The following is a 20,601-nucleotide window of genomic DNA, read 5'->3' as shown; positions in this document are numbered from 1 at the left end:
GAGCGAGATAACATTGAAAGTGAAGAAAAGAAGAATGTCGACGTTAAATATTAATAAAGAATATTTCAGAAACAAACCAATAGATTTATAATATTATCTTAACGACATATTTATTATAAACAGATACGATATTATATATATTACCGTATCCGCTAATGTTCAATTTTGTTCCGCGACCAGCAGCGCCATCGTATCCGGCTCTAGCGCTTTAAACAGATGTTCTTCATCGGCAGGATAGCAAATGTAATCTCCCGCGCTCAGCTCCTCCGGCCCGCTGGTTAAGCCAACCAGCGCTCGCCCCTGCGTAACAATGATATGTTCAACTGACCCCGGGGGATGCGGATGAGAAATCCTGTCGGCGCCCGGCTGCGTGGTCAGCAAATAGATATCACGACGCGCGCCTGGCGGACAGGCGGCGAGCAGCGTGGCCTGATAGTTGGCTTGCTCAGCTACCACTTTCGTACCTTCACCCCGGCGAATCACCTGTGTTTTATTCGGCTGCGGTTCAAGCAGGCGAGCGAACGGAATATCCAATGCCACACAAAGCGCCCATAGGGTTTCCAGGCTAGGGTTGCCGTTCCCGGCCTCAAGTTGAGAAAGCGTCGATTTCGCAATCCCGGCACGGCGGGCAATTTCGGCCAGAGACAACCCCGTCCTCGCGCGTTCACGAACCAGACTTTTTGCAATCACGCTGATTGGCTGTGTCATACGCAACTCCATCGTTTTATATATCGAACAATTCGTTCGCCTTGAACTACCACACTGATTCGTTCATTATAATGGAGATTTCGTTCGATATGGTAAAGTTAGATGTCTCTGAAAATGTTCTCCTGCCTGAAAGGCGGCACGATTAAAGCCATTTTCCTCGTCTGTCTGGCGGTAGGCGTCGTAGGCGTCTCCTACGGTTCGCTGGCGATGGCATATGGATTTCCACTTTGGGTGCCGCTGCTGCTTTCAATCTCTGTGCTCGCGGGCGCGTCGGAATTTATGTTTATCGGTATCGTCGCCAGCGGCGGTAATCCGCTAGCCGCCGCCGCCGCAGGGCTGTTGGTCAATGCCCGACACATCCCGTTTGGCGTCACGGTAAGGGATCTCGTTGGCCGCCGCGCCGCCAGCTTTATTGGCTGCCATATCATGAATGATGAGAGCGTGGTTTTTGGGCTGTCGCAACCGACTCCTGAGCAACGCAAAGCAGCATTCTGGCTCTGCGGGATTGGCGTGGCGCTTTTCTGGCCGCTGGGTACACTTTTTGGCGCCGCGGTGGGCAAACTCTTACCCGCACCGGAAACCATCGGCCTGGATGCGGTTTTCCCCGCGATTTTACTCGCCCTCGTGGTTCCCGCATTTAAGAATCGTACGACGCTGATTCGAGCCTGTAGCGGTGCCGCGTTATCACTGGTTAGCGTGCCTTTTGCACCCGTTGGACTACCGGTGCTGCTTTCACTGTTTGGTCTGCTGGCGAGGAAAAAATAATGGAAAACATGACGCTGTTTATCGCCGGTATCGCCATTTTGTCGGTTGGCACCTATTTAATGCGTCTTGGCGGCGCGAAGCTGGGGAATCGCTTAGCCTTTTCGGAACGCTCGCAGGCGCTGCTCTCCGATGCCGCAACGGTACTGCTTTTTTCCGTCGCACTGGCCACCACCTTTTATGAAGGTGAGCACTTTTCCGGAATGGCACGCGTGCTAGGAGTAAGCTTTGCGGTGTTCCTGGCCTGGCGCAAAGCACCGTTAATCGTGGTGATTTTTGCCGCAGCTATCGTTACAGCACTGCTGCGTCTGGCGGGTATACACTAAATGAGCGCCTTTGGGCGCTCATACCGTATTCATTTTTCTATCGGCAAACCTAGCCTAAAGTGTGTGCTTGTGCACAAAGCTTACTCACGCTTACCACGCGATATGTCGCAGCCCACTGACATATTGCCGCTCATCTCTTCATCACCACCCCGTTAAAATCAGAGCAATTCGGCTTTAACGGAGTCTCACCATGGCAACCCTTACAGCAAACTGTATTGACCTGAATATTCAGGGTAATAGCGTTTACTCCATCCTCAAACAACTGGCAGATATGGCCTTTCAAAACGGCTATGTCAGCGATCGTAATCAGTTTTTGCAAACCCTGCTCCAGCGGGAAAAACTGCACTCCACCGGCTTTGGTTCGGGTATCTCCGTTCCTCATGGCAAGAGCGCCTGCGTAAAGCAGCCCTTCGTTCTGTTCGCACGTAAATCCACATACGTGGACTGGAAAGCCAGCGATGGCGAAGACGTCAACTGCTGGATCTGTCTCGGTGTACCGCAAACCGGCGAGGACGCCCAGGTCCAAATTATTGGCACCCTGTGCCGCAAAATTATCCATCAGGATTTTATCAACCAGCTGAAACAGGGCGATGCCGACCAGGTACTTGCGCTGTTAAATCAGACCTTAACCTCATAGGGAAACGGCTATGGAGTCATCCTTACGTTTAGTGGCAATCACCAATTGTCCTGCGGGAATTGCTCACACCTACATGGTCGCAGAAGCGCTGGAACAAAAAGCGCGCGCCCTCGGCCATACGATTAAAGTCGAAACACAAGGTTCCAGCGGCGTCGAAAACCGTCTGACTCATGAAGAAATTGCCGCCGCTGATTACGTTATTCTGGCGACCGGGCGAGGGTTAAGCGCTGATGACCGCGCACGCTTTGCCGGGAAGAAAGTCTATGAAATTGCGATTTCCCAGGCGCTAAAAAATATCGACCAGATATTCACGCAGCTACCTTCACATTCACAGCTGTTTGCCGTGGATAGTAGCGTGAAGCTGGGTAAGCAGGATGTGCCGCAGGGCAGCGTGATGAGCCATCTGATGGCAGGCGTCTCCGCCGCACTGCCGTTTGTTATCGGTGGCGGTATTCTGGTGGCTATCGCCAATATGCTGGTGCAGTTCGGGCTACCGTATACCGATATGTCGAAAGGCGCGCCGTCGTTCAGCTGGATTGTCGAGTCCATCGGCTATCTTGGCTTCACCTTTATGATCCCGATTATGGGGGCGTACATCGCATGGTCGATTGCCGATAAACCGGCCTTCGCTCCGGCGTTTCTGGTCTGCTACCTGGCGAACGATAAAGGTCTGCTCGGGACGCAGTCCGGAGCCGGTTTTCTCGGCGCAGTCGTTCTCGGACTGGCGATCGGCTATTTCGTGCTGTGGTTTCGTAAAGTACGCCTCGGCAAAGCGCTTCAGCCGCTGCTTGGCTCAATGCTAATCCCATTCGTCACCTTACTGGTCTTTGGCGTGCTGACCTATTACGTCGTCGGCCCGGTAATGTCAGACATCATGGGTGGCCTACTGCACTTCCTGAACACCATTCCGCCATCCATGAAATTGGGCGCGGCGTTCCTCGTCGGCGCGATGCTGGCGTTCGACATGGGCGGGCCAATCAACAAAACCGCGTGGTTCTTCTGCTTCTCACTGCTGGAAAAACACATCTATGACTGGTACGCCATCGTCGGCGTCGTGGCGCTGATGCCGCCCGTCGCCGCGGGTATCGCCACCTATATCGCGCCAAAACTGTTTACTCAGCAAGAGAAAGCCGCCGCCAGTAGCGCGATTGTGGTTGGCGCAACCGTAGCGACCGAGCCAGCCATTCCCTACGCGCTGGCCGCCCCGCTGCCGATGATAACCGCCAATACCCTCTCCGGCGGCATTACCGGCATGCTGGTTATCGCTTTCGGAATCAAACGACTGGCACCGGGTTTAGGTATCTTTGACCCGCTAATCGGCCTGATGTCTCCAGTAGGGCCATTCTATCTGGTGCTGGCGATTGGCCTGGCGCTGAACATTTCACTCATCATCATCCTGAAAGGATTGTGGCTCAGACGTAAAGCCGCGCAAAAGGAGCTTGTCCATGAACATTGAGTTACTACAGCAGTTATGCGAAGCCAGCGCCGTCAGCGGTGATGAACAGGAAGTTCGCTCAATTTTGATCGGCGCACTGGAACCGTGCGTGGACGAAATCACCTTCGATGGCCTCGGCAGTTTCGTTGCCCGCAAAGGCACTCGCGGGCCGAAAGTCGCCATCGTCGGCCATATGGATGAAGTGGGCTTTATGGTGACGCATATCGACGACTGCGGTTTCATCCGCTTCACCACGATTGGCGGTTGGTGGAACCAGTCGATGCTCAACCATCGAGTGACCATTCGTAGCCGCGCAGGAGCAAAAATCCCCGGCGTGATCGGGTCTGTTGCACCGCATGCCCTGACGGAAAAGCAGAAACAACAGCCGCTGTCATTTGATGAGATGTTCATTGATATTGGGGCGAATAGCCGCGAAGAAGTAGAAAAACGCGGTATTGCGGTAGGCGATTTTATTAGTCCGGAAGCAAACTTTGCCCGCTGGGGCGAAGATAAAATCGTCGGCAAAGCGCTGGATAACCGCGTCGGCTGCGCCCTGATGGCAGAACTTTTACAGACGGTGGATAACCCAGAAATCACCCTGTACGGTGTCGGCAGCGTGGAAGAAGAGGTCGGGCTGCGTGGCGCGCAAACCTCGGCGGAGCACATAAAACCCGATGTGGTTATCGTCCTGGATACCGCCGTCGCTGGTGATGTGCCCGGAATCGACAACATCAAATACCCGCTGAAGCTGGGCAATGGGCCAGGACTGATGCTGTTTGATAAACGCTACTTTCCCAATCAGCAGCTGGTCGCCGCGCTAAAAGAGAGCGCCAAAAGCAGCCACGCACCCCTACAGTTTTGCACCATGAAAACCGGTGCAACGGACGGCGGACGCTACAATGTGATGGGCGGCGGTCGTCCCGTAGTGGCACTGTGCCTGCCGACTCGCTATCTGCATGCCAATAGCGGCATGATTTCGACAACGGACTATAACGCCCTGTTCACCCTGGTCCGCGAGCTGCTGGCCTCACTAACAGCGGATAAAGTCAAAACCTTCACCGACTTTCGCCAGGTGAGATAATGTTGAACGAACGCCAGTTAACAATCGCGGAAATTCTCGAACAGCAACCCCGCATGCTGGGGGAGCTGGCGCGACAAACTGACGTTTCGAGTCGTACCGTTTTACGCGATATTGATTACCTCAACTTTACCTTCAGCGGTAAGGCTCGCATTACCCCTTCGATAAATATGGGTTATCAACTGGAGATTGTTGACAGGCGTGGCTACTTCCAGCTTTTACAACGTCATGATAATGATGACCGGCTGCTGGCAGTATTGTTGCTCAACCCGTTTACGACCCGCGTGCAGCTCGCTTCAACGCTGAATTTACCTGAAACCTGGGTCGCTGAAAGATTGTCGCGGTTAAAGCAGCGCTACGAGCGCGCATTCTGCGTGACCAGCCGTCCAGGCGTCGGGCATTTTGTTGATGTACCTGAAGAAAAGCGCATTATCCTGCTGGCAAATCTGCTCAGAAGAGACCCGTTGCTGATTCCCCTGCCGGGCATTACGCGTGAGAACATCGAGCAGCTTCAGCGGGCCTGTGAAAATATGCACGCTTTTGCGCTGGTCGCCGGGGAGTATCTCGTCAGCGTAGTACTTGCCATTTACGCCCTGCGCAATCAACTCACCGTCACCTGGCCTGAGTACCAGCATGTTGCGCTAAAAAATGCGGTGGATCAGGCGGGGATTTATTTGGGGGACCGGGCGTTCTGGACGCTAATGGGTCTCCTGGAAATTCAGCAACGACATACCGCCGGAGTATCCAGGGAGGGCATCGTGTCGCTGCTAAAATCGCTGCCCGGAATCGCCCAACTGAATATTATCGACGCGCAGCTGGTTGATAATATTACTGGTCATCTCATGCGCTGCATCGCCGCACCGGTGTGGATCCCAGAACACCGTCAAGGCAGCATGAACAACCTGAAGGCCACGTGGCCCGCCGCATTTGACATGAGCCTGCGCTTTATCGCCAGGCTACGTGAGCAATTAGATATTCCGCTGTTCGACAGCGACCTGATCGGGCTGTACTTTGCCTGTGCGCTCGAGCGACATCAAAATGAACGCCAGCCGATTATTTTACTCTCCGACCAAAACGCTATCGCCACCATTAACCAGCAGGCGATTGAGCGAGACGTGCTGAATTGCCGGGTCATCATCGCGCGGAACCTGAATGAAGTGACCGCTATCTGTGAGGAAATCGCCCCACTGTTGATCATCAACAATAGCCACTACCTGATTGATAATGTGGTGAAAAATGTCATTACCATCAAAAACATTATCACTGCAGCAGGAACCGAACAGATTAAAAACTTTCTCGCTACGGCGTTTATCCGCCAACAGCCAGAGCGTTTCTTTTCACAACAGGGCAGCTTTCATTACGCCAATACGGTGGGCGAAACCTGGCAGAGTATTATCGGGAAAACCTGCGGGCAACTGGTGATACAGGGCCATATCACGGAAGACGAAGCGCTGCGTATTTGCGCCCGGGAGCATGAAGGTGAAAACCTGATTGTGAATCGTCTGGCGATCCCCCATTGCTGGAGCGAGCAGGAACGCCGCTTTCGCGGTTTTTTTATCACCCTCGCGCGTCCCATACAGGTCAATAACGAGCCGGTCAGCCACCTGCTGATCGCCTGCACCGCCGCTGATGCGCGCCATGAATTAAAAATCTTTAGCTACTTAGCGAGCATTCTGTGCCGCCACCCCAGCGAAACCATTTCAGCCCTGGCCAGCTATGACGAATTTATTGCACTGCTAAAGCAGTAAGTGCAGGAAACGAAAAAAGCGCCCGTAGGCGCTCTTTCGACAGTAGCTTTTAGCTTATTTGTTCAGTTCAGCGGTCATGTGCACGCGATTACCGGCATAGGCCTGGGTAATTTTATAAGAGCTTGCGCCTGCCTGTTCAGCCTGAGCGGCAATTTTCGCTTCTGCGCCATCAATGGTCGAGGCGGTTGCGGTCACGGTTTGTGCGGCGAAAGAACCGAAAGAAGTAGCCAGAGCGATAACTGCGACAAAAGTTTTGATGCTTTTCATGATATAAACCCTTTAACTTAGTTGTTTGGATAAGGCGTCTCGCCTTGATGTGATAAATATTAGGCCACATCTTCATCAACTAAAAGCGGAGTTATTTGTCTTTATCAGTCAATTAATTTGATTAATAATAATCACTGGTTTTGTCCTTTACGCTGACTTTTAGCAGATAAGGACAAAAACAAAAAAAGCGCCCGTAGGCGCTCTTTCGACAGTAGCTTTTGGCTTATTTGTTCAGTTCAGCGGTCATGTGCACGCGGTTACCGGCATAGGCCTGAGTAATTTTGTAAGAGCTTGCACCTGCCTGTTCAGCCTGAGCGGCAATTTTCGCTTCTGCGCCATCGATGGTAGAGGCGGTTGCGGTCACGGTTTGTGCTGCGAAAGAACCGAAAGAAGTAGCCAGAGCGATAACTGCAACGAAAGTTTTGATGCTTTTCATGATATAAACCCTTTAACTTAGTTGTTTGGATAAGGCGTCTCGCCTTGATGTGATAAATATTAGGCCACATCTTCATCAACTAAAAGCGGAAGGATTTGCTGTTATCTTTCAAAATTACTGAACAATAATTAAGCGCCCATCAATCGCTGTGGATGCGTGTAAATTGTCGCTCTTCCTGGCTTACAGAACCCGACCAGCGTCAGGTTACAGCGTTCGGCAACTTCCACCGCCAGCGTGGTCGCCGCAGAGACGGCGAACAGAATTTCCACGCCGCACATCGCCGATTTTTGCACCATTTCGTAGCTGGCGCGACTGGAGACCAGCGCCGCGCCCGCCTGCCACAGATCACCTTCTTTTACCCGGTGCCCCAGCAGTTTATCAAGCGCTACGTGGCGGCCAACGTCTTCGTGCCCGCCCACCAGCTCGCCCGATGGCATGATCCAGGCCGCAGCGTGGGTACAGCCGGTTTCACGGCCGACCGGCTGAACGTCGTTTAAATGGCGGAGCGCATGGTCGAGGTAGGCTAAGTCAAACGTCTGGCTAAACGGCAGCGGCTTGATAGGTTTACCAATATCGTTGAGCTGTTCAACGCCGCATACGCCACAGCCCGTCCGTCCGGCTAGCGCGCGGCGGCGCTCTTTAAGCCCCATAAAGCGGCGGCTGGACAGCTCAATACGCACTTCCATGCCATTACAGGCCGGAACCACTTCCATGCCGAAAATTTCTCGCGGATGTTCAATAATCCCTTCCGACAACGAGAAACCGATGGCAAAAGCTTGCAGATCTTTCGGCGTCGCCATCATCACGACGTGGGAAATGCCGTTGTAGACCAACGCAACGGGAACTTCTTCGGCAAGAATATCCTGGGTGGGTTGCATAATTTGTGGCCTTCTGAAGACAGAACGCTCGACCGCTCCAACCAGCTGGAACGTGGATTTGGGTTCGACTTCATCTTTAACATTAAACACGGCAAACACTCTGAACAACGTCGGGAAATACGGGGCATCTATTCCATCACAACATGAGGGAATTGAGGCTTATTATGGATCAAGTTTGTGGTGCAATAACGCTCAATTGCGATTTTTTGATGCTGTGCGGTGATGAATACCCGACGAATCATAAGTAACTCTTTATGGTTAAAGCCATTACTGGTGTATCAAAAAGCGCTGAAAATCAGACTAAATTGCGATCAACATCGCAATTCAATGTTAATACGAGCAAAATCTGTTCACCTGCTATTAACCCCATTGGAACAAGCCTACCGATAATGTGGTATTCTGAATCAAAGCCCTCCTGGAATTGAGGGCATAGCAGGATTCAGTGCCTTTGCCACACCCCGGCGAAGAAAAACTACAAGCAATGACAATGTCGAAACAAGGAGCTAACCATGCAGGTCAGCAGAAGGCAGTTCTTTAAGATCTGCGCTGGCGGTATGGCAGGAACCACGGCAGCGGCGCTGGGCTTTGCCCCAGGCATCGCACTCGCGGAAACAAGGCAGTACAAATTGCTGCGCACCCGCGAAACCCGTAACACCTGCACTTACTGCTCTGTCGGTTGTGGGCTTTTAATGTATGGCCTCGGCGACGGCGCAAAAAACGCGAAAGCCTCGATTTTCCATATCGAAGGGGACCCGGATCACCCGGTAAACCGTGGCGCACTGTGCCCGAAAGGTGCAGGTCTGGTGGACTTTATCCACTCAGAAAGCCGTCTGAAGTATCCAGAATATCGCGCGCCAGGATCCGATAAATGGCAGCAAATCAGTTGGGATGAGGCTTTTGACCGCATCTCTAAACTGATGAAAGCCGACCGCGACGCCAACTTTATTGAAAAAAATGATGCCGGTACCACCGTCAACCGCTGGCTCTCCACCGGTATGCTGTGCGCGTCTGCATCCAGTAACGAAACCGGCTTTTTAACACAGAAATTCACTCGCGCTCTGGGTATGCTCGCGGTCGACAACCAAGCGCGTGTCTGACACGGACCAACGGTAGCAAGTCTTGCTCCAACATTTGGTCGCGGTGCGATGACCAACCACTGGGTCGACATGAAGAACGCCAACCTCATCGTCGTGATGGGTGGGAACGCGGCAGAAGCGCATCCGGTGGGATTCCGCTGGGCGATGGAAGCCAAGATCCATAATGGCGCGAAGCTGATTGTTATCGATCCCCGCTTTACGCGTACCGCGTCGGTGGCGGATTTCTACGCCCCTATTCGCTCCGGTACTGACATTACCTTCCTGTCAGGCGTCATGCTGTACCTGTTGAATAACGAAAAATTCAACCGCGAGTACACCGAGGCCTACACCAACGCCAGCCTTATCGTGCGCGAAGACTTTAGCTTCGACGACGGTCTGTTCAGCGGTTATGACCCACAAGCCCGTAAATACGATAAGACTTCCTGGAACTACGAGCTGGATGAGAACGGTCACGCCAAACGCGATACCACCCTCAGCCATCCACGCTGCGTCTGGAATCTGCTGAAGCAGCACATTTCCCGCTATACGCCGGAAGTGGTTGAGCAGATTTGCGGTACACCAAAAGCGGACTTCCTGAAGGTCTGTGAGTACATCGCAGAAACCAGCGCCCACGATAAAACCGCGTCGTTCCTGTACGCACTGGGCTGGACTCAGCACTCCATCGGCGCACAGAACATCCGCACCATGGCGATGATCCAGCTGCTGCTTGGCAACATGGGGATGGCAGGCGGCGGTGTGAACGCCCTGCGCGGTCACTCCAACATCCAGGGTCTGACTGACCTTGGTCTGCTGTCACAGAGCCTGCCGGGCTATATGACGCTGCCAAGCGAGAAACAGGCTGATCTGCAAACCTATCTCGCCGCCAACACGCCGAAACCGCTGCTGGATGGCCAGGTTAACTACTGGGGCAACTACCCGAAATTCTTCGTCTCAATGATGAAAACCTTCTACGGCGATAAGGCAACGGCGGAAAACAGCTGGGGCTTTGACTGGCTGCCGAAGTGGGATAAAGGGTATGACGTCCTGCAGTACTTCGAAATGATGAACCAGGGCAAGGTCAACGGCTATATCTGCCAGGGCTTTAACCCGGTCGCATCGTTCCCGAACAAGAACAAGATTGTCGCGTCACTGTCAAAACTGAAGTTCCTGGTGACCATCGATCCGCTCAACACCGAGACGTCGACCTTCTGGCAGAACCACGGTGAGTCGAACGATGTCGACCCATCGAAAATTCAGACCGAAGTGTTCCGTCTGCCATCGACCTGCTTCGCCGAAGAGAACGGTTCTATCGTCAACTCCGGCCGCTGGTTGCAGTGGCACTGGAAAGGCGCGGATGCCCCGGGGATTGCCAGAACCGACGGCGAGATCCTGGCCGGTATCTTCTTGCGTCTGCGTAAGATGTACGCCGAAGAGGGCGGTCCGGTTCCGGAGCAGGTGCTGAACATGAGCTGGAACTACTCGACGCCGGAAGAACCTGCGTCCGAGGAAGTGGCGATGGAAAGCAACGGCAAGGCGCTGGCCGATGTAATCGACCCGGCCACCGGTGCGGTTATCGTGAAGAAAGGTCAGCTACTGAGTTCGTTTGCCCAACTGCGCGATGACGGTAGTACCGCCAGCGGCTGCTGGATTTTCGCCGGTAGCTGGACGCCTGATGGCAACCAGATGGCGCGTCGCGACAACGCCGATCCATCCGGCCTTGGCAATACGCTGGGCTGGGCCTGGGCATGGCCGCTGAACCGCCGCATTCTGTATAACCGTGCCTCCGCAGACCCGCAGGGTAAACCGTGGGATCCGAAGCGTCAGCTCCTGAAATGGGACGGCGCGAAGTGGGGCGGTGTGGATATTCCGGACTACAGTGCCGCCGCACCAGGCAGCAACGTTGGGCCGTTTATCATGCAGCCGGAAGGTATGGGACGCCTGTTTGCCCTCGATAAGATGGCTGAAGGTCCGTTCCCGGAACACTACGAGCCGTTTGAAACGCCGCTGGGCACCAACCCACTGCACCCGAACGTTATCTCTAACCCTGCCGCCCGTATCTTTAAAGGCGATAAGGAAGCGTTGGGTACAGCGGACAAGTTCCCGTACGTCGGTACCACCTATCGTTTAACCGAGCACTTCCACTACTGGACCAAGCATGCGCTGCTGAACGCTATCGCTCAGCCGGAACAGTTTGTCGAGATCGGTGAGAAGCTGGCGAACAAGCTCGGCATCGCTCATGGCGATACCGTCAGAGTCTCCTCCAACCGTGGCTACATTAAGGCCAAGGCGGTGGTGACCAAGCGTATTCGCACGCTGAAAGTAGACGGTAAGGATATCGATACCATCGGTATTCCAATCCACTGGGGCTATGAAGGTGTGGCGAAAAAAGGCTTTATTGCCAACACATTGACGCCATTCGTCGGCGATGCGAACACGCAAACGCCGGAGTTTAAGTCCTTCCTCGTGAACGTGGAAAAGGTGTAACGGAGACGACCTATGGCTTATCAATCGCAAGACATTATCCGTCGTTCCGCCACTAACGGTTTCACCCCCGCGCCTCAGGCGCGGGATCACCAGGAAGAGGTGGCGAAGCTCATCGACGTCACCACCTGTATCGGCTGTAAAGCCTGTCAGGTGGCCTGTTCTGAGTGGAACGACATCCGTGATGAAATCGGTAGCAACGTCGGGGTGTACGATAACCCCGCCGATTTAACCGCCAAATCCTGGACGGTGATGCGGTTCTCGGAAGTGGAGCAGAACGACAAACTGGAGTGGCTTATCCGTAAGGATGGCTGCATGCACTGTGCCGACCCGGGCTGCCTGAAGGCGTGTCCGTCGGAAGGCGCTATCATTCAGTATGCCAACGGCATCGTCGACTTCCAGTCAGAGCAGTGCATTGGCTGCGGCTATTGCATTGCCGGCTGCCCGTTCAACGTGCCGCGCCTCAACCCGGAAGACAACCGCGTCTACAAATGTACGCTGTGCGTCGACCGCGTAACGGTTGGCCAGGAACCGGCCTGCGTGAAAACCTGCCCAACCGGCGCTATCCACTTTGGTTCCAAAGAGGATATGAAGGTGTTGGCGGGCGAACGCGTCGCTGAACTGAAAACCCGTGGCTATGACAATGCCGGTCTGTACGACCCGGCTGGCGTGGGCGGTACGCACGTCATGTACGTGCTCCATCATGCCGACAAGCCAAATCTGTATCACGGGCTGCCGGAGAACCCGGAAATCAGCGCCACCGTGAAATTCTGGAAGGGCGTCTGGAAACCGCTGGCGGCTATCGGCTTTGCCGCAACGTTTGCAGCAAGTATCTTCCACTACGTCGGTGTCGGTCCTAACCGTGCTGAAGAGGAAGAAGACAATCTGCATGAAGACAACGATGAGGTGCGCAAATGAAAAAACGTGACACCATCGTGCGCTACACGGCGCCGGAACGCATCAACCACTGGGTCACCGCCTTCTGCTTCATTCTGGCGGCGGTGAGCGGGTTGGGATTTTTCTTCCCTTCCTTCAACTGGTTAATGCAAATCATGGGCACTCCACAGCTGGCGCGAATTCTGCACCCGTTTGTCGGTGTTATCATGTTTGCTTCGTTTATCATCATGTTTTTCCGTTACTGGCACCACAATCTAATCAATCGGGATGATATCTTTTGGGCGAAGAATATTCGTAAGATCGTCGTCAACGAGGAAGTAGGTGATACCGGGCGTTATAACTTCGGCCAGAAATGCGTATTCTGGGCGGCGATTATCTTCCTGGTGCTGCTGCTGGTGAGCGGTGTGATTATCTGGCGTCCGTACTTTGCGCCTGCTTTCTCAATCCCGGTGATCCGATTTGCGTTAATGCTGCATTCATTTGCCGCAGTGGCGTTAATTGTGGTTATCATGGTGCATATTTACGCCGCCCTTTGGGTGAAAGGCACCATTACCGCGATGGTGGAAGGATGGGTAACCAGTTCATGGGCGAAGAAACATCACCCGCGCTGGTACCGTGAAGTCCGCCAGAAACAGGAAAAGTCATCTGAATGAGTATCCGCATAATCCCGCAAGATGAGCTGGGTTCGAGCGAGAAACGCACGGCGGAAGTAATTCCGCCGTTACTATTCCCCAGACTCAAGAACCTCTACAACCGCCGCGCTGAACGTCTGCGCGAGCTGGCAGAGAACAATCCGCTAGGCGATTACCTGCGCTTTGCCGCGCTTATCGCCCATGCCCAGGAAGTGGTGCTGTATGACCATCCGCTGCGGATGGATCTGACTGCGCGTCTAAAAGAAGCGAATGACCAGGGCAAACCGCCGTTGGATATTCACGTTCTGCCGCGCGACAAGCACTGGCACACACTGCTGCAATCCATGATTGCCGAGCTGAAGCCCGAAATGAGTGGCCCGGCGCTGGCAGTCATTGAGAACCTGGAAAAGGCCTCCGAACAGGAGCTGGAGAATATGGCCAGCGCGCTGTTTGAGTCCGACTTCGCCTCAGTGAGCAGTGACAAAGCGCCGTTTATCTGGGCTGCGCTGTCGCTCTACTGGGCGCAGATGGCGAGCCTCATTCCAGGCAAAGCCCGCGCGGAATACGGCGAACAGCGTCAGTTCTGCCCGGTTTGCGGCTCTATGCCGGTATCCAGCATGGTGCAGATTGGCACCACACAGGGGCTTCGCTACCTGCACTGCAACCTGTGTGAAACCGAATGGCACGTGGTGCGCGTGAAGTGCAGCAACTGCGAGCAGAGTCGTGATTTACACTACTGGTCGCTGGACAACGAGCAGGCCTCCGTCAAAGCCGAAAGCTGCGGCGACTGCGGGACTTACCTGAAGATTCTGTATCAGGAAAAAGACCCGAAAGTCGAAGCGGTGGCTGACGATCTCGCCTCGCTGGTACTGGACGCGCGAATGGAGCAGGAAGGGTTCGCCCGCAGCTCTATCAACCCGTTCCTGTTCCCGGGTGAAGGCGAGTAAATCGCATAATTAGCCGGGCGAACCTCGCCCGGCTAATCACCACGCCATAAAACAAGCCCGCCCCTCCTTTCAGCCACTCTCGCTTCCTTTTGCGATCCGCTTTCCGAAATCTGCAATTAACCCAAACTCCTCATTTCCATCGCCGAAAATCCAGGATATAAACTGTATAAATACACAGTCAAAAGGAGATGGTGGTGGCACTGGAAAATGGCATTGCGGGGCTGGTTGCTGAGTTTATTGCGGCAGGCCGCCCCTCTTCTCGACAGCAGAATATTGATGACCGGCGAGCTGGCTACATCGCCAGTACTTCGCTGGCCGGTGAGAAAGAGATACGGGTGAGTTCAGAGGATATCGTACTGGAAGGGATGACGTTTCGCGTAATATCGCCGCTCAATTCGACGCACTCACTCCCCTGCGTGATTTACTATCATGGCGGCTGCTTTATTAGCGGCGGCTTTGCCACCCACGATAATCAGCTGCGGCAGCTGGCCTTTTACAGCGGCTGTCGGGTTATCGCCGTACAGTATCGTCTCGCCCCCGAACATATTTTCCCTGCTGCTCATGACGATGCGGAGCGAGGAGCCAATCTCATCCATCAATATGCCCAACGGCTTGGCGTTATGGCTGACAAAATCACCCTTGCTGGGGATAGCGCGGGCGGGCATCTGGCGCTCATTACTGCTTTACGACTGAAAGCCGCAGGGCAATGGTCTCCGGCACAATTGCTGCTGATTTACCCTATGCTCGATGCCACTGCGCGTTGCGCGAGCTACGTCAGTAACGGCGAAGACTACATCATTACGCGAGATACGCTGCTTTCTGGTTATGAACTGTATCTTTCCGGCACCGACACGCAGCATCCTGAAGCCAGCCCGCTCTGGCGGGATGATTTCAGCAGTTTACCGCCGGTGCATATCATCACCGCGGAATATGACCCGCTGCGTGACGAAGGTGAAGCGCTGTATCAACGGCTGACGGAGCAAGGCGTATCCTGCACCAGCCAGCGATACCTCGGGGTGATCCACGGATTTTTCCAGCTCGGGGGTATAAGCCAGGCGGCTCGGGATGCGATGCGGGACGCAGCCTGGCGAAGCGCCAGGCTCGGTGTCTGATAACGTCAGGAAGAGTAGAGTCTTGCTTTACTCTTCCTCGTTACCGCCCTCTTCGTAGGCGCCAAAGGGTTTAGCGGGCAATACAATATAAGTGCCTTCGAATATCACGCCCGGTGAATCGTCGCCAAACAGCTCAACCTGCATCTGGACGCGCGCTTTACGGCCTCTTGCCAGACGATCCAGATCGCCGCTTAACGACCCCAGATCGGCAATGGCCGTGGGCCTGCCGGTGATTGGCCGGCTATAGCGAATATGTGCATCGGCAAGAATAATGGTACCGCCAAGATGGCGCTCGCGTAGCATTAGCCAAATCAGCCCCCAGCCGGTCAGCGTGGCCAGGGAAAACAGGCTGCCGGCGAACAGCGTATGGTGCGGATTCTGGTTGCCGGTTTCCGGCATGGTGGTAATAAATTTTTGCCCGGTATACTGCTGGATACGCACGCCCATCTTTTCGCTCAGCGGAATATGATCGTACCAGGCCTGCTGTAGCTGTGCGCACCAGTCCCCGCGATGCAGGATATCATCCAACGAGGCGACCGGTTTAATCATCAGAAAGTGGCGGACCGGTGTTGTTTGCGGGGTGGTAATTTCACCCTGATTCACAAAGCCGAGCTTGGCAAAAAACGGTACCGCGTCTTCACGGGCGCTACAGGTCACACGCTTAACCCCTTCCTGACGGGCAACAGACTCCAGGGTCATCGCAATCAGCGTCCCCAGGCCTTTATCCTGTACATCAGGGTGCACCGCCATAAAGCGGATAGAGGCTTCGCTGTCGGCGTTAATGTATAGCCGCCCGACGGCCACCAGCCTTCCTTCTTCGTCCACCACCATCTGGTGATGCGCCATCGCGTCCCAGGCATCACGCTCGGAACCTTTGGGTTGATGTAAGGGTTTACGCAGCATTTCCCAGCGGAACTGGTAATACTGATCTAACTCTTCTGCCGTTTGCGGTACTCGGAGATGGTACATAATGGCACTCTCTTTTGTCCCCCGCGTTCTACCGGGAAGTGGGCTCATACCTGCAACCAGAACGTGACCGGGCCATCGTTGACCAGCGACACCTGCATATCCGCAGCAAATCGTCCTGTTTGGGTGTTCATTTCCTGTTGGCGGCAACGCTCAACAAAATATTCATATAGCGCTTCAGCGCGGTCGGGCGCGGCACCCTTCGAGAAACCCGGGCGCATACCGCGTTCGGTATCGGCTGCCAGCGTAAACTGCGACACCACCAGCACGCTGCCTCCCGCCTGCTTCACGTTGAGGTTCATTTTGCCGTCAGCATCGCTGAAGATTCGGTATCCCAACACGCGCTCGCAGAGGCGGTTGGCCTTTTGTTCGTCGTCGTCTCTCTCTACGCCCAGCAGCACCAGCAGCCCAAGGCCGATTTCCCCTGTAACCTCATCCGCCACGCTGACGCTGGCACGGGTTACGCGCTGAATTAATGCAATCATGGTTACTCTGCTTCTTGTTGTTCTGTTTTCAATTTTCGGTATTCACCGAGAGTGACAGTTATTTCTGCGCCAAGCAAGACGATACACCACGTCCAGTAGACCCAGACAAACAAAATGGGGATCACTGCCAGCACACCATAAATCAGCTGGTAGGAAGGAAAAGCGGTGATATAGAGGGAGAACACCTTTTTGCCTAATTCGTGCAGCAGTGCGGCAACCAATGCGCCAATCACCGCATCGCGATTTGGCACCTGCGTGGTCGGCACAATGCTGTACAGCAGCCAGAACGACAGCCACGACAGCAGGAGCGGAAAGACGCGCAATACATTATCGATAACGCCATGCAACTCACTGGCCCAGCGTAATGAAAGCAAATAGGAACTGATGGCCAGGCTAACCCCGGCCAACAGTGGTCCGAGGGTCAGGATCATCCAATAAACCGCGAACGAGTAAATCTTCGGCCGCGCACGTTTACTCCGCCAGATGGTGTTTAACGCACTGTCGATGGAGTACATCAGCAGCAGTGCGGTAATAATCAAACCGCAGGCACCAAACGCGGTCATTCTGTTGGAGTTGGCAACAAACTGCTCGATATAGCGCTGAATAACATCCCCGGTCGCCGGGAGAAAATTAGCAAAAACGAAGTGACGGATTTGCAGGCTGACTTCCGAAAACATCGGGAATGCCGCAAATAACGCGAAAATCACCGCCACCAGCGGCACAAGGGACAGCAACGACACATAGGCCAGATTTCCGGCAAGTGTCGTCATATTATCTTCTTCAATGCGCCGCCAGAGGAATTTACTCCACGCCACCAGCGGCCGGGTATGATGAATACATTTTTGATGAACGGTTTTTAACATAACGACTTCATAAAATAGTCGGGTAGGGTTTCTCTCCCGGTCACCAGGACACTGGTGATCCCCAACTGGTTAGCCCCTTCTATATTATCGGCGTTATCGTCAAAAAAGACCGCATCGGCGGCAGAAAAACCTTCAGACTCAAGCACACGCTGGTAAATCCTGGCTTCCGGTTTACGCATTCCCATCTCCTGAGAGAGGTAAACGCGATCGGCGGCAGCGTAGATTTGCGGATATTCACCCGGCCAGAAGGTGGTGTGCAGCGCGTTAGTATTGGAGAGAACAACAACACGATGCCCCTGCTCGCGCAGATTGTTCATGATGTCGATAACTTCGGGACGCAGGGCGACAAATATCGCCTGCCAGCCGTGGGCAAACTGTTCGTAGCTGAGCGGGAGGTCCATGTCATGGCACATGGCTTTTGCAAATTCTTCGTCAGATATCTCACCACGCTCATGCTGATGAAACACGTCGCCCATGGTAAAACTCTGCTTTAACCGGGCCAGCGGTACGCGAGCAAGATCGCTCCACGTTCCCAGAACACGGTTGAAATCAATGTCGACAATCACATTACCTAAATCAAAGATATAGAGCATTTTTGCCTCCGTTCACGCCGTGGAAATTTCACTGTAGCGGGAAAGGTGGAGTTTGACTATGGGGCAGCAGGGATAAGTTTCTGGGGGCGTATGAGGGTCGCACATTTTGTGCCGGGCTGGTTAGCGACAATCCGATATTAGCCACAACCCGCTCTTTTTGTCAGTATCAGGCCCACCATCTGAATTCACAAACAGCTACCACTGGCAAAAAAAAACCTGCCATCGCTGGCAGGTTTTTGTATCCGCTAAAGAGAGAAATTAATCTTCTTTAGGACCACGGTTCGCACGTTTGCGATCGTTTTCAGTCAGGTGACGTTTACGGATACGGATAGAAGTTGGTGTAACTTCTACCAGTTCGTCGTCATCGATGAATTCCAGAGCTTGCTCCAGAGTCATTTTCTGAGCTGGGACCAGCGTGGTTGCTTCGTCAGTACCGGAAGCACGCATGTTGGTCAGTTTCTTACCGGTCAGGCAGTTTACCGTCAGGTCGTTAGAACGGCTGTGAATACCGATGATCTGGCCTTCATAAACTTCTGCACCGTGACCCAGGAACAGCTTACCGCGGTCCTGCAGGCTGAACAGTGCGAACGCAACTGCTTTACCCTGGCCATTGGAGATCAGAACGCCGTTCTGGCGCTGGCCCACTTCACCCGGACGAACGTCGTCGTAGTGGCTGAAGGTGGAGTACAGCAGACCGGTACCGGAGGTCATGGTCATGAATTCTGAACGGAAGCCGATCAGACCACGGCTAGGAATCACGTAGTCGAGACGTACGCGGCCTTTTCCGTCTGGATTCATGTTTTTCAGGTCGCCTTTACGCTCACCCAGTGCCTGCATCACAGAACCCTGGTGCTGCTCTTCGACGTCCAGCGTTACGTTTTCGAATGGCTCTTGTTTACGGCCATCGATTTCGCGGAAGATTACTTTCGGACGGGAAACCGCCATTTCGAAACCTTCACGACGCATGTTTTCAATCAGAACGGACAGGTGCAGTTCACCACGGCCAGAAACGCGGAACGCATCGGCGTCTTCGGTTTCTTCAACGCGCAGTGCCACGTTGTGTACCAGTTCTTTCTTCAGACGGTCAAGAATCTGACGAGAAGTAACGTATTTACCTTCTTTACCACAGAATGGAGAGGTGTTTACGTTGAAGAACATGGTTACGGTTGGCTCATCTACGGACAGCGCTGGCAGCGCTTCAACATTCTGCGGGTCGCAGATGGTGTCGGAGATGTTCAGTTCGCCCAGACCGGTGATCGCGATGATATCGCCAGCTTCCGCCAGGTCGCTATCGATACGTTCCAGACCCAGGTGGGTCAGAACTTTCCCGACTTTACCGTTACGGGTTTTGCCTTCGCTATCAATGATAGTGATCTGCTGGTTTGGCTTCACTTTACCGCGTTTGATACGGCCGATACCGATAACACCAACGTAGTTGTTGTAGTCCAGCTGGGAGATTTGCATCTGCAGCGGGCCATCCAGGTCTACGTCTGGAGCCGGTACGTGGTCAACGATCGCCTGATACAGCGGGGTCATGTCTTCCGCCATATCTTCGTGATCGACACCCGCAATACCATTCAGCGCGGAAGCATAAATGATAGGGAAGTCCAGCTGTTCGTCGGTCGCGTCGAGGTTAACGAACAGGTCGAATACCTGGTCAACAACCCAATCAGGACGTGCGCCTGGACGGTCAACTTTGTTGATAACAACAATAGGCTTCAGACCGTGGGCAAATGCTTTTTTGGTCACGAAGCGCGTCTGCGGCATCGGGCCATCCATTGCATCAACAACCAGCAGTACGGAGTCAACCATGGACATGACGCGCTCAACTTCACCACCGAAGTCGGCGTGCCCTGGGGTATCAACGATGTTGATACGGTAATCATTCCATTTGATTGCGGTGTTTTTCGCGAGGATGGTAATCCCACGCTCTTTCTCCAAATCGTTGGAGTCCATCACACGCTCTTGTGTTTCAGCACGCGCATCAAACGTACCGGATTGCTGGAGCAGCTTATCAACCAGGGTAGTCTTACCATGGTCAACGTGCGCGATGATGGCGATGTTACGCAAATTTTCGATCACAACTTTGCCTCGGGCATTAGAAATAGCGCGTTATTGTACACGGATTAATCGCACTACAAAACAGGATCACAGAGATCCTCCGCAAACAAGTATTGCAGAGTTTCTTTGTGATCGCTTTCACGGAGCATAAAAAGGGCACCTAATCGCAATTTGCACCAATATGGTGCTCAACAATCACAGATAAGCACTATA

General features: G+C 53.7%; 20 protein-coding genes. 11 read left to right on the top strand and 9 right to left on the bottom strand.

Going from position 1 to position 20,601, the window contains the following annotated elements; all coding sequences use genetic code 11:
* Positions 1–159 precede the first annotated feature (159 nt).
* Positions 160–708, bottom strand: a complete 549-nt coding sequence (locus LZ634_RS16305; protein ID WP_234507131.1) for a helix-turn-helix domain-containing protein — start codon at positions 706–708, stop codon at positions 160–162.
* Between the two features lie 114 nt (positions 709–822).
* Here LZ634_RS16305 and LZ634_RS16300 point away from each other — a divergent pair, with 114 nt between their 5' ends.
* The 6 genes from LZ634_RS16300 (at position 823) to LZ634_RS16275 (ending at position 6,694) form a co-directional block, all read left to right on the top strand.
* Positions 823–1,473: an AzlC family ABC transporter permease gene (locus tag LZ634_RS16300; protein ID WP_234507135.1), complete on the top strand. Its 651-nt coding sequence runs from the start codon at positions 823–825 to the stop codon at positions 1,471–1,473.
* Positions 1,473–1,796, top strand: coding sequence for an AzlD domain-containing protein (locus LZ634_RS16295; protein ID WP_234507129.1), 324 nt, complete (start codon positions 1,473–1,475; stop codon positions 1,794–1,796). The genes LZ634_RS16300 and LZ634_RS16295 overlap by 1 nt, the downstream gene beginning before the upstream one ends.
* Positions 1,797–1,986: 190 nt before the next feature.
* A complete protein-coding gene (locus LZ634_RS16290) occupies positions 1,987–2,433 on the top strand; it encodes a PTS fructose transporter subunit IIA (RefSeq protein WP_234507127.1) in 447 nt (148 codons plus the stop codon).
* A gap of 10 nt (positions 2,434–2,443) precedes the next feature.
* The gene (locus LZ634_RS16285; protein ID WP_234507125.1) at positions 2,444–3,889 is read left to right on the top strand and encodes a PTS fructose-like transporter subunit IIBC; all 1,446 of its coding nucleotides are present in this window, start codon (positions 2,444–2,446) and stop codon (positions 3,887–3,889) included.
* A complete protein-coding gene (locus LZ634_RS16280) occupies positions 3,879–4,949 on the top strand; it encodes an aminopeptidase (protein ID WP_234507123.1) in 1,071 nt (356 codons plus the stop codon). Before LZ634_RS16285 ends, LZ634_RS16280 begins: the two co-directional genes overlap by 11 nt.
* On the top strand, positions 4,949–6,694 hold the full coding sequence (locus LZ634_RS16275; RefSeq protein WP_234507122.1) for a putative frv operon regulatory protein: 1,746 nt from the start codon (positions 4,949–4,951) through the stop codon (positions 6,692–6,694). Before LZ634_RS16280 ends, LZ634_RS16275 begins: the two co-directional genes overlap by 1 nt.
* 54 nt (positions 6,695–6,748) lie before the next feature.
* Here LZ634_RS16275 and LZ634_RS16270 read toward each other — a convergent pair whose 3' ends face one another.
* From LZ634_RS16270 to fdhD, 3 genes are all read right to left on the bottom strand, one after another.
* A complete protein-coding gene (locus LZ634_RS16270; protein WP_234507120.1) occupies positions 6,749–6,961 on the bottom strand; it encodes a DUF1471 domain-containing protein in 213 nt (70 codons plus the stop codon).
* 223 nt (positions 6,962–7,184) lie between these two features.
* Positions 7,185–7,397: a DUF1471 domain-containing protein gene (locus LZ634_RS16265; protein ID WP_234507120.1), complete on the bottom strand. Its 213-nt coding sequence runs from the start codon at positions 7,395–7,397 to the stop codon at positions 7,185–7,187.
* A gap of 128 nt (positions 7,398–7,525) precedes the next feature.
* Positions 7,526–8,275 carry a formate dehydrogenase accessory sulfurtransferase FdhD gene (gene fdhD / locus LZ634_RS16260; protein ID WP_234507117.1) on the bottom strand — a complete coding sequence of 250 codons (750 nt, stop codon included), beginning with the start codon at positions 8,273–8,275 and terminating at the stop codon, positions 7,526–7,528.
* A gap of 509 nt (positions 8,276–8,784) precedes the next feature.
* Here fdhD and fdnG point away from each other — a divergent pair.
* The 5 genes from fdnG (at position 8,785) to LZ634_RS16235 (ending at position 15,420) form a co-directional block, all read left to right on the top strand.
* Positions 8,785–11,835, top strand: a complete 3,051-nt coding sequence (gene fdnG, locus LZ634_RS16255) for a formate dehydrogenase-N subunit alpha (protein WP_234507115.1) — start codon at positions 8,785–8,787, stop codon at positions 11,833–11,835.
* A 12-nt stretch (positions 11,836–11,847) separates the two neighbouring features.
* Positions 11,848–12,750: a formate dehydrogenase subunit beta gene (gene fdxH / locus LZ634_RS16250; protein WP_234507114.1), complete on the top strand. Its 903-nt coding sequence runs from the start codon at positions 11,848–11,850 to the stop codon at positions 12,748–12,750.
* Positions 12,747–13,382, top strand: coding sequence for a formate dehydrogenase cytochrome b556 subunit (gene fdoI / locus LZ634_RS16245; RefSeq protein WP_052284185.1), 636 nt, complete (start codon positions 12,747–12,749; stop codon positions 13,380–13,382). Before fdxH ends, fdoI begins: the two co-directional genes overlap by 4 nt.
* Entirely contained in the window at positions 13,379–14,308 is a 930-nt protein-coding gene (gene fdhE / locus LZ634_RS16240) for a formate dehydrogenase accessory protein FdhE (protein ID WP_234507112.1), read from the top strand. The genes fdoI and fdhE overlap by 4 nt, the downstream gene beginning before the upstream one ends.
* 194 nt (positions 14,309–14,502) lie before the next feature.
* A complete protein-coding gene (locus tag LZ634_RS16235; protein WP_234507110.1) occupies positions 14,503–15,420 on the top strand; it encodes an alpha/beta hydrolase in 918 nt (305 codons plus the stop codon).
* 27 nt (positions 15,421–15,447) lie between these two features.
* Here the strand turns inward: LZ634_RS16235 and fabY are convergent, their stop codons facing one another.
* The 5 genes from fabY to typA form a co-directional block, all read right to left on the bottom strand.
* The gene (gene fabY / locus LZ634_RS16230) at positions 15,448–16,389 is read right to left on the bottom strand and encodes a fatty acid biosynthesis protein FabY (RefSeq protein ID WP_061284811.1); all 942 of its coding nucleotides are present in this window, start codon (positions 16,387–16,389) and stop codon (positions 15,448–15,450) included.
* 44 nt (positions 16,390–16,433) lie between these two features.
* Positions 16,434–16,871 carry a D-aminoacyl-tRNA deacylase gene (gene dtd, locus LZ634_RS16225; protein ID WP_061284810.1) on the bottom strand — a complete coding sequence of 146 codons (438 nt, stop codon included), beginning with the start codon at positions 16,869–16,871 and terminating at the stop codon, positions 16,434–16,436.
* Between the two features lie 2 nt (positions 16,872–16,873).
* On the bottom strand, positions 16,874–17,734 hold the full coding sequence (locus LZ634_RS16220; RefSeq protein WP_061284809.1) for a virulence factor BrkB family protein: 861 nt from the start codon (positions 17,732–17,734) through the stop codon (positions 16,874–16,876).
* The gene (yihX, locus tag LZ634_RS16215) at positions 17,728–18,327 is read right to left on the bottom strand and encodes a glucose-1-phosphatase (RefSeq protein ID WP_061284808.1); all 600 of its coding nucleotides are present in this window, start codon (positions 18,325–18,327) and stop codon (positions 17,728–17,730) included. Before yihX ends, LZ634_RS16220 begins: the two co-directional genes overlap by 7 nt.
* A 258-nt stretch (positions 18,328–18,585) precedes the next feature.
* Entirely contained in the window at positions 18,586–20,409 is a 1,824-nt protein-coding gene (gene typA / locus LZ634_RS16210; protein ID WP_061284807.1) for a ribosome-dependent GTPase TypA, read from the bottom strand.
* Between the last annotated feature and the right edge of the window lie 192 nt (positions 20,410–20,601).

It is taken from the genome of Kluyvera intermedia, from assembly GCF_021440345.1.
Lineage (GTDB): Bacteria > Pseudomonadota > Gammaproteobacteria > Enterobacterales > Enterobacteriaceae > Kluyvera > Kluyvera intermedia_A.
Note: the sequence above shows the minus strand (reverse complement) of the source record. Positions and strands in the feature narration are given on the sequence as shown.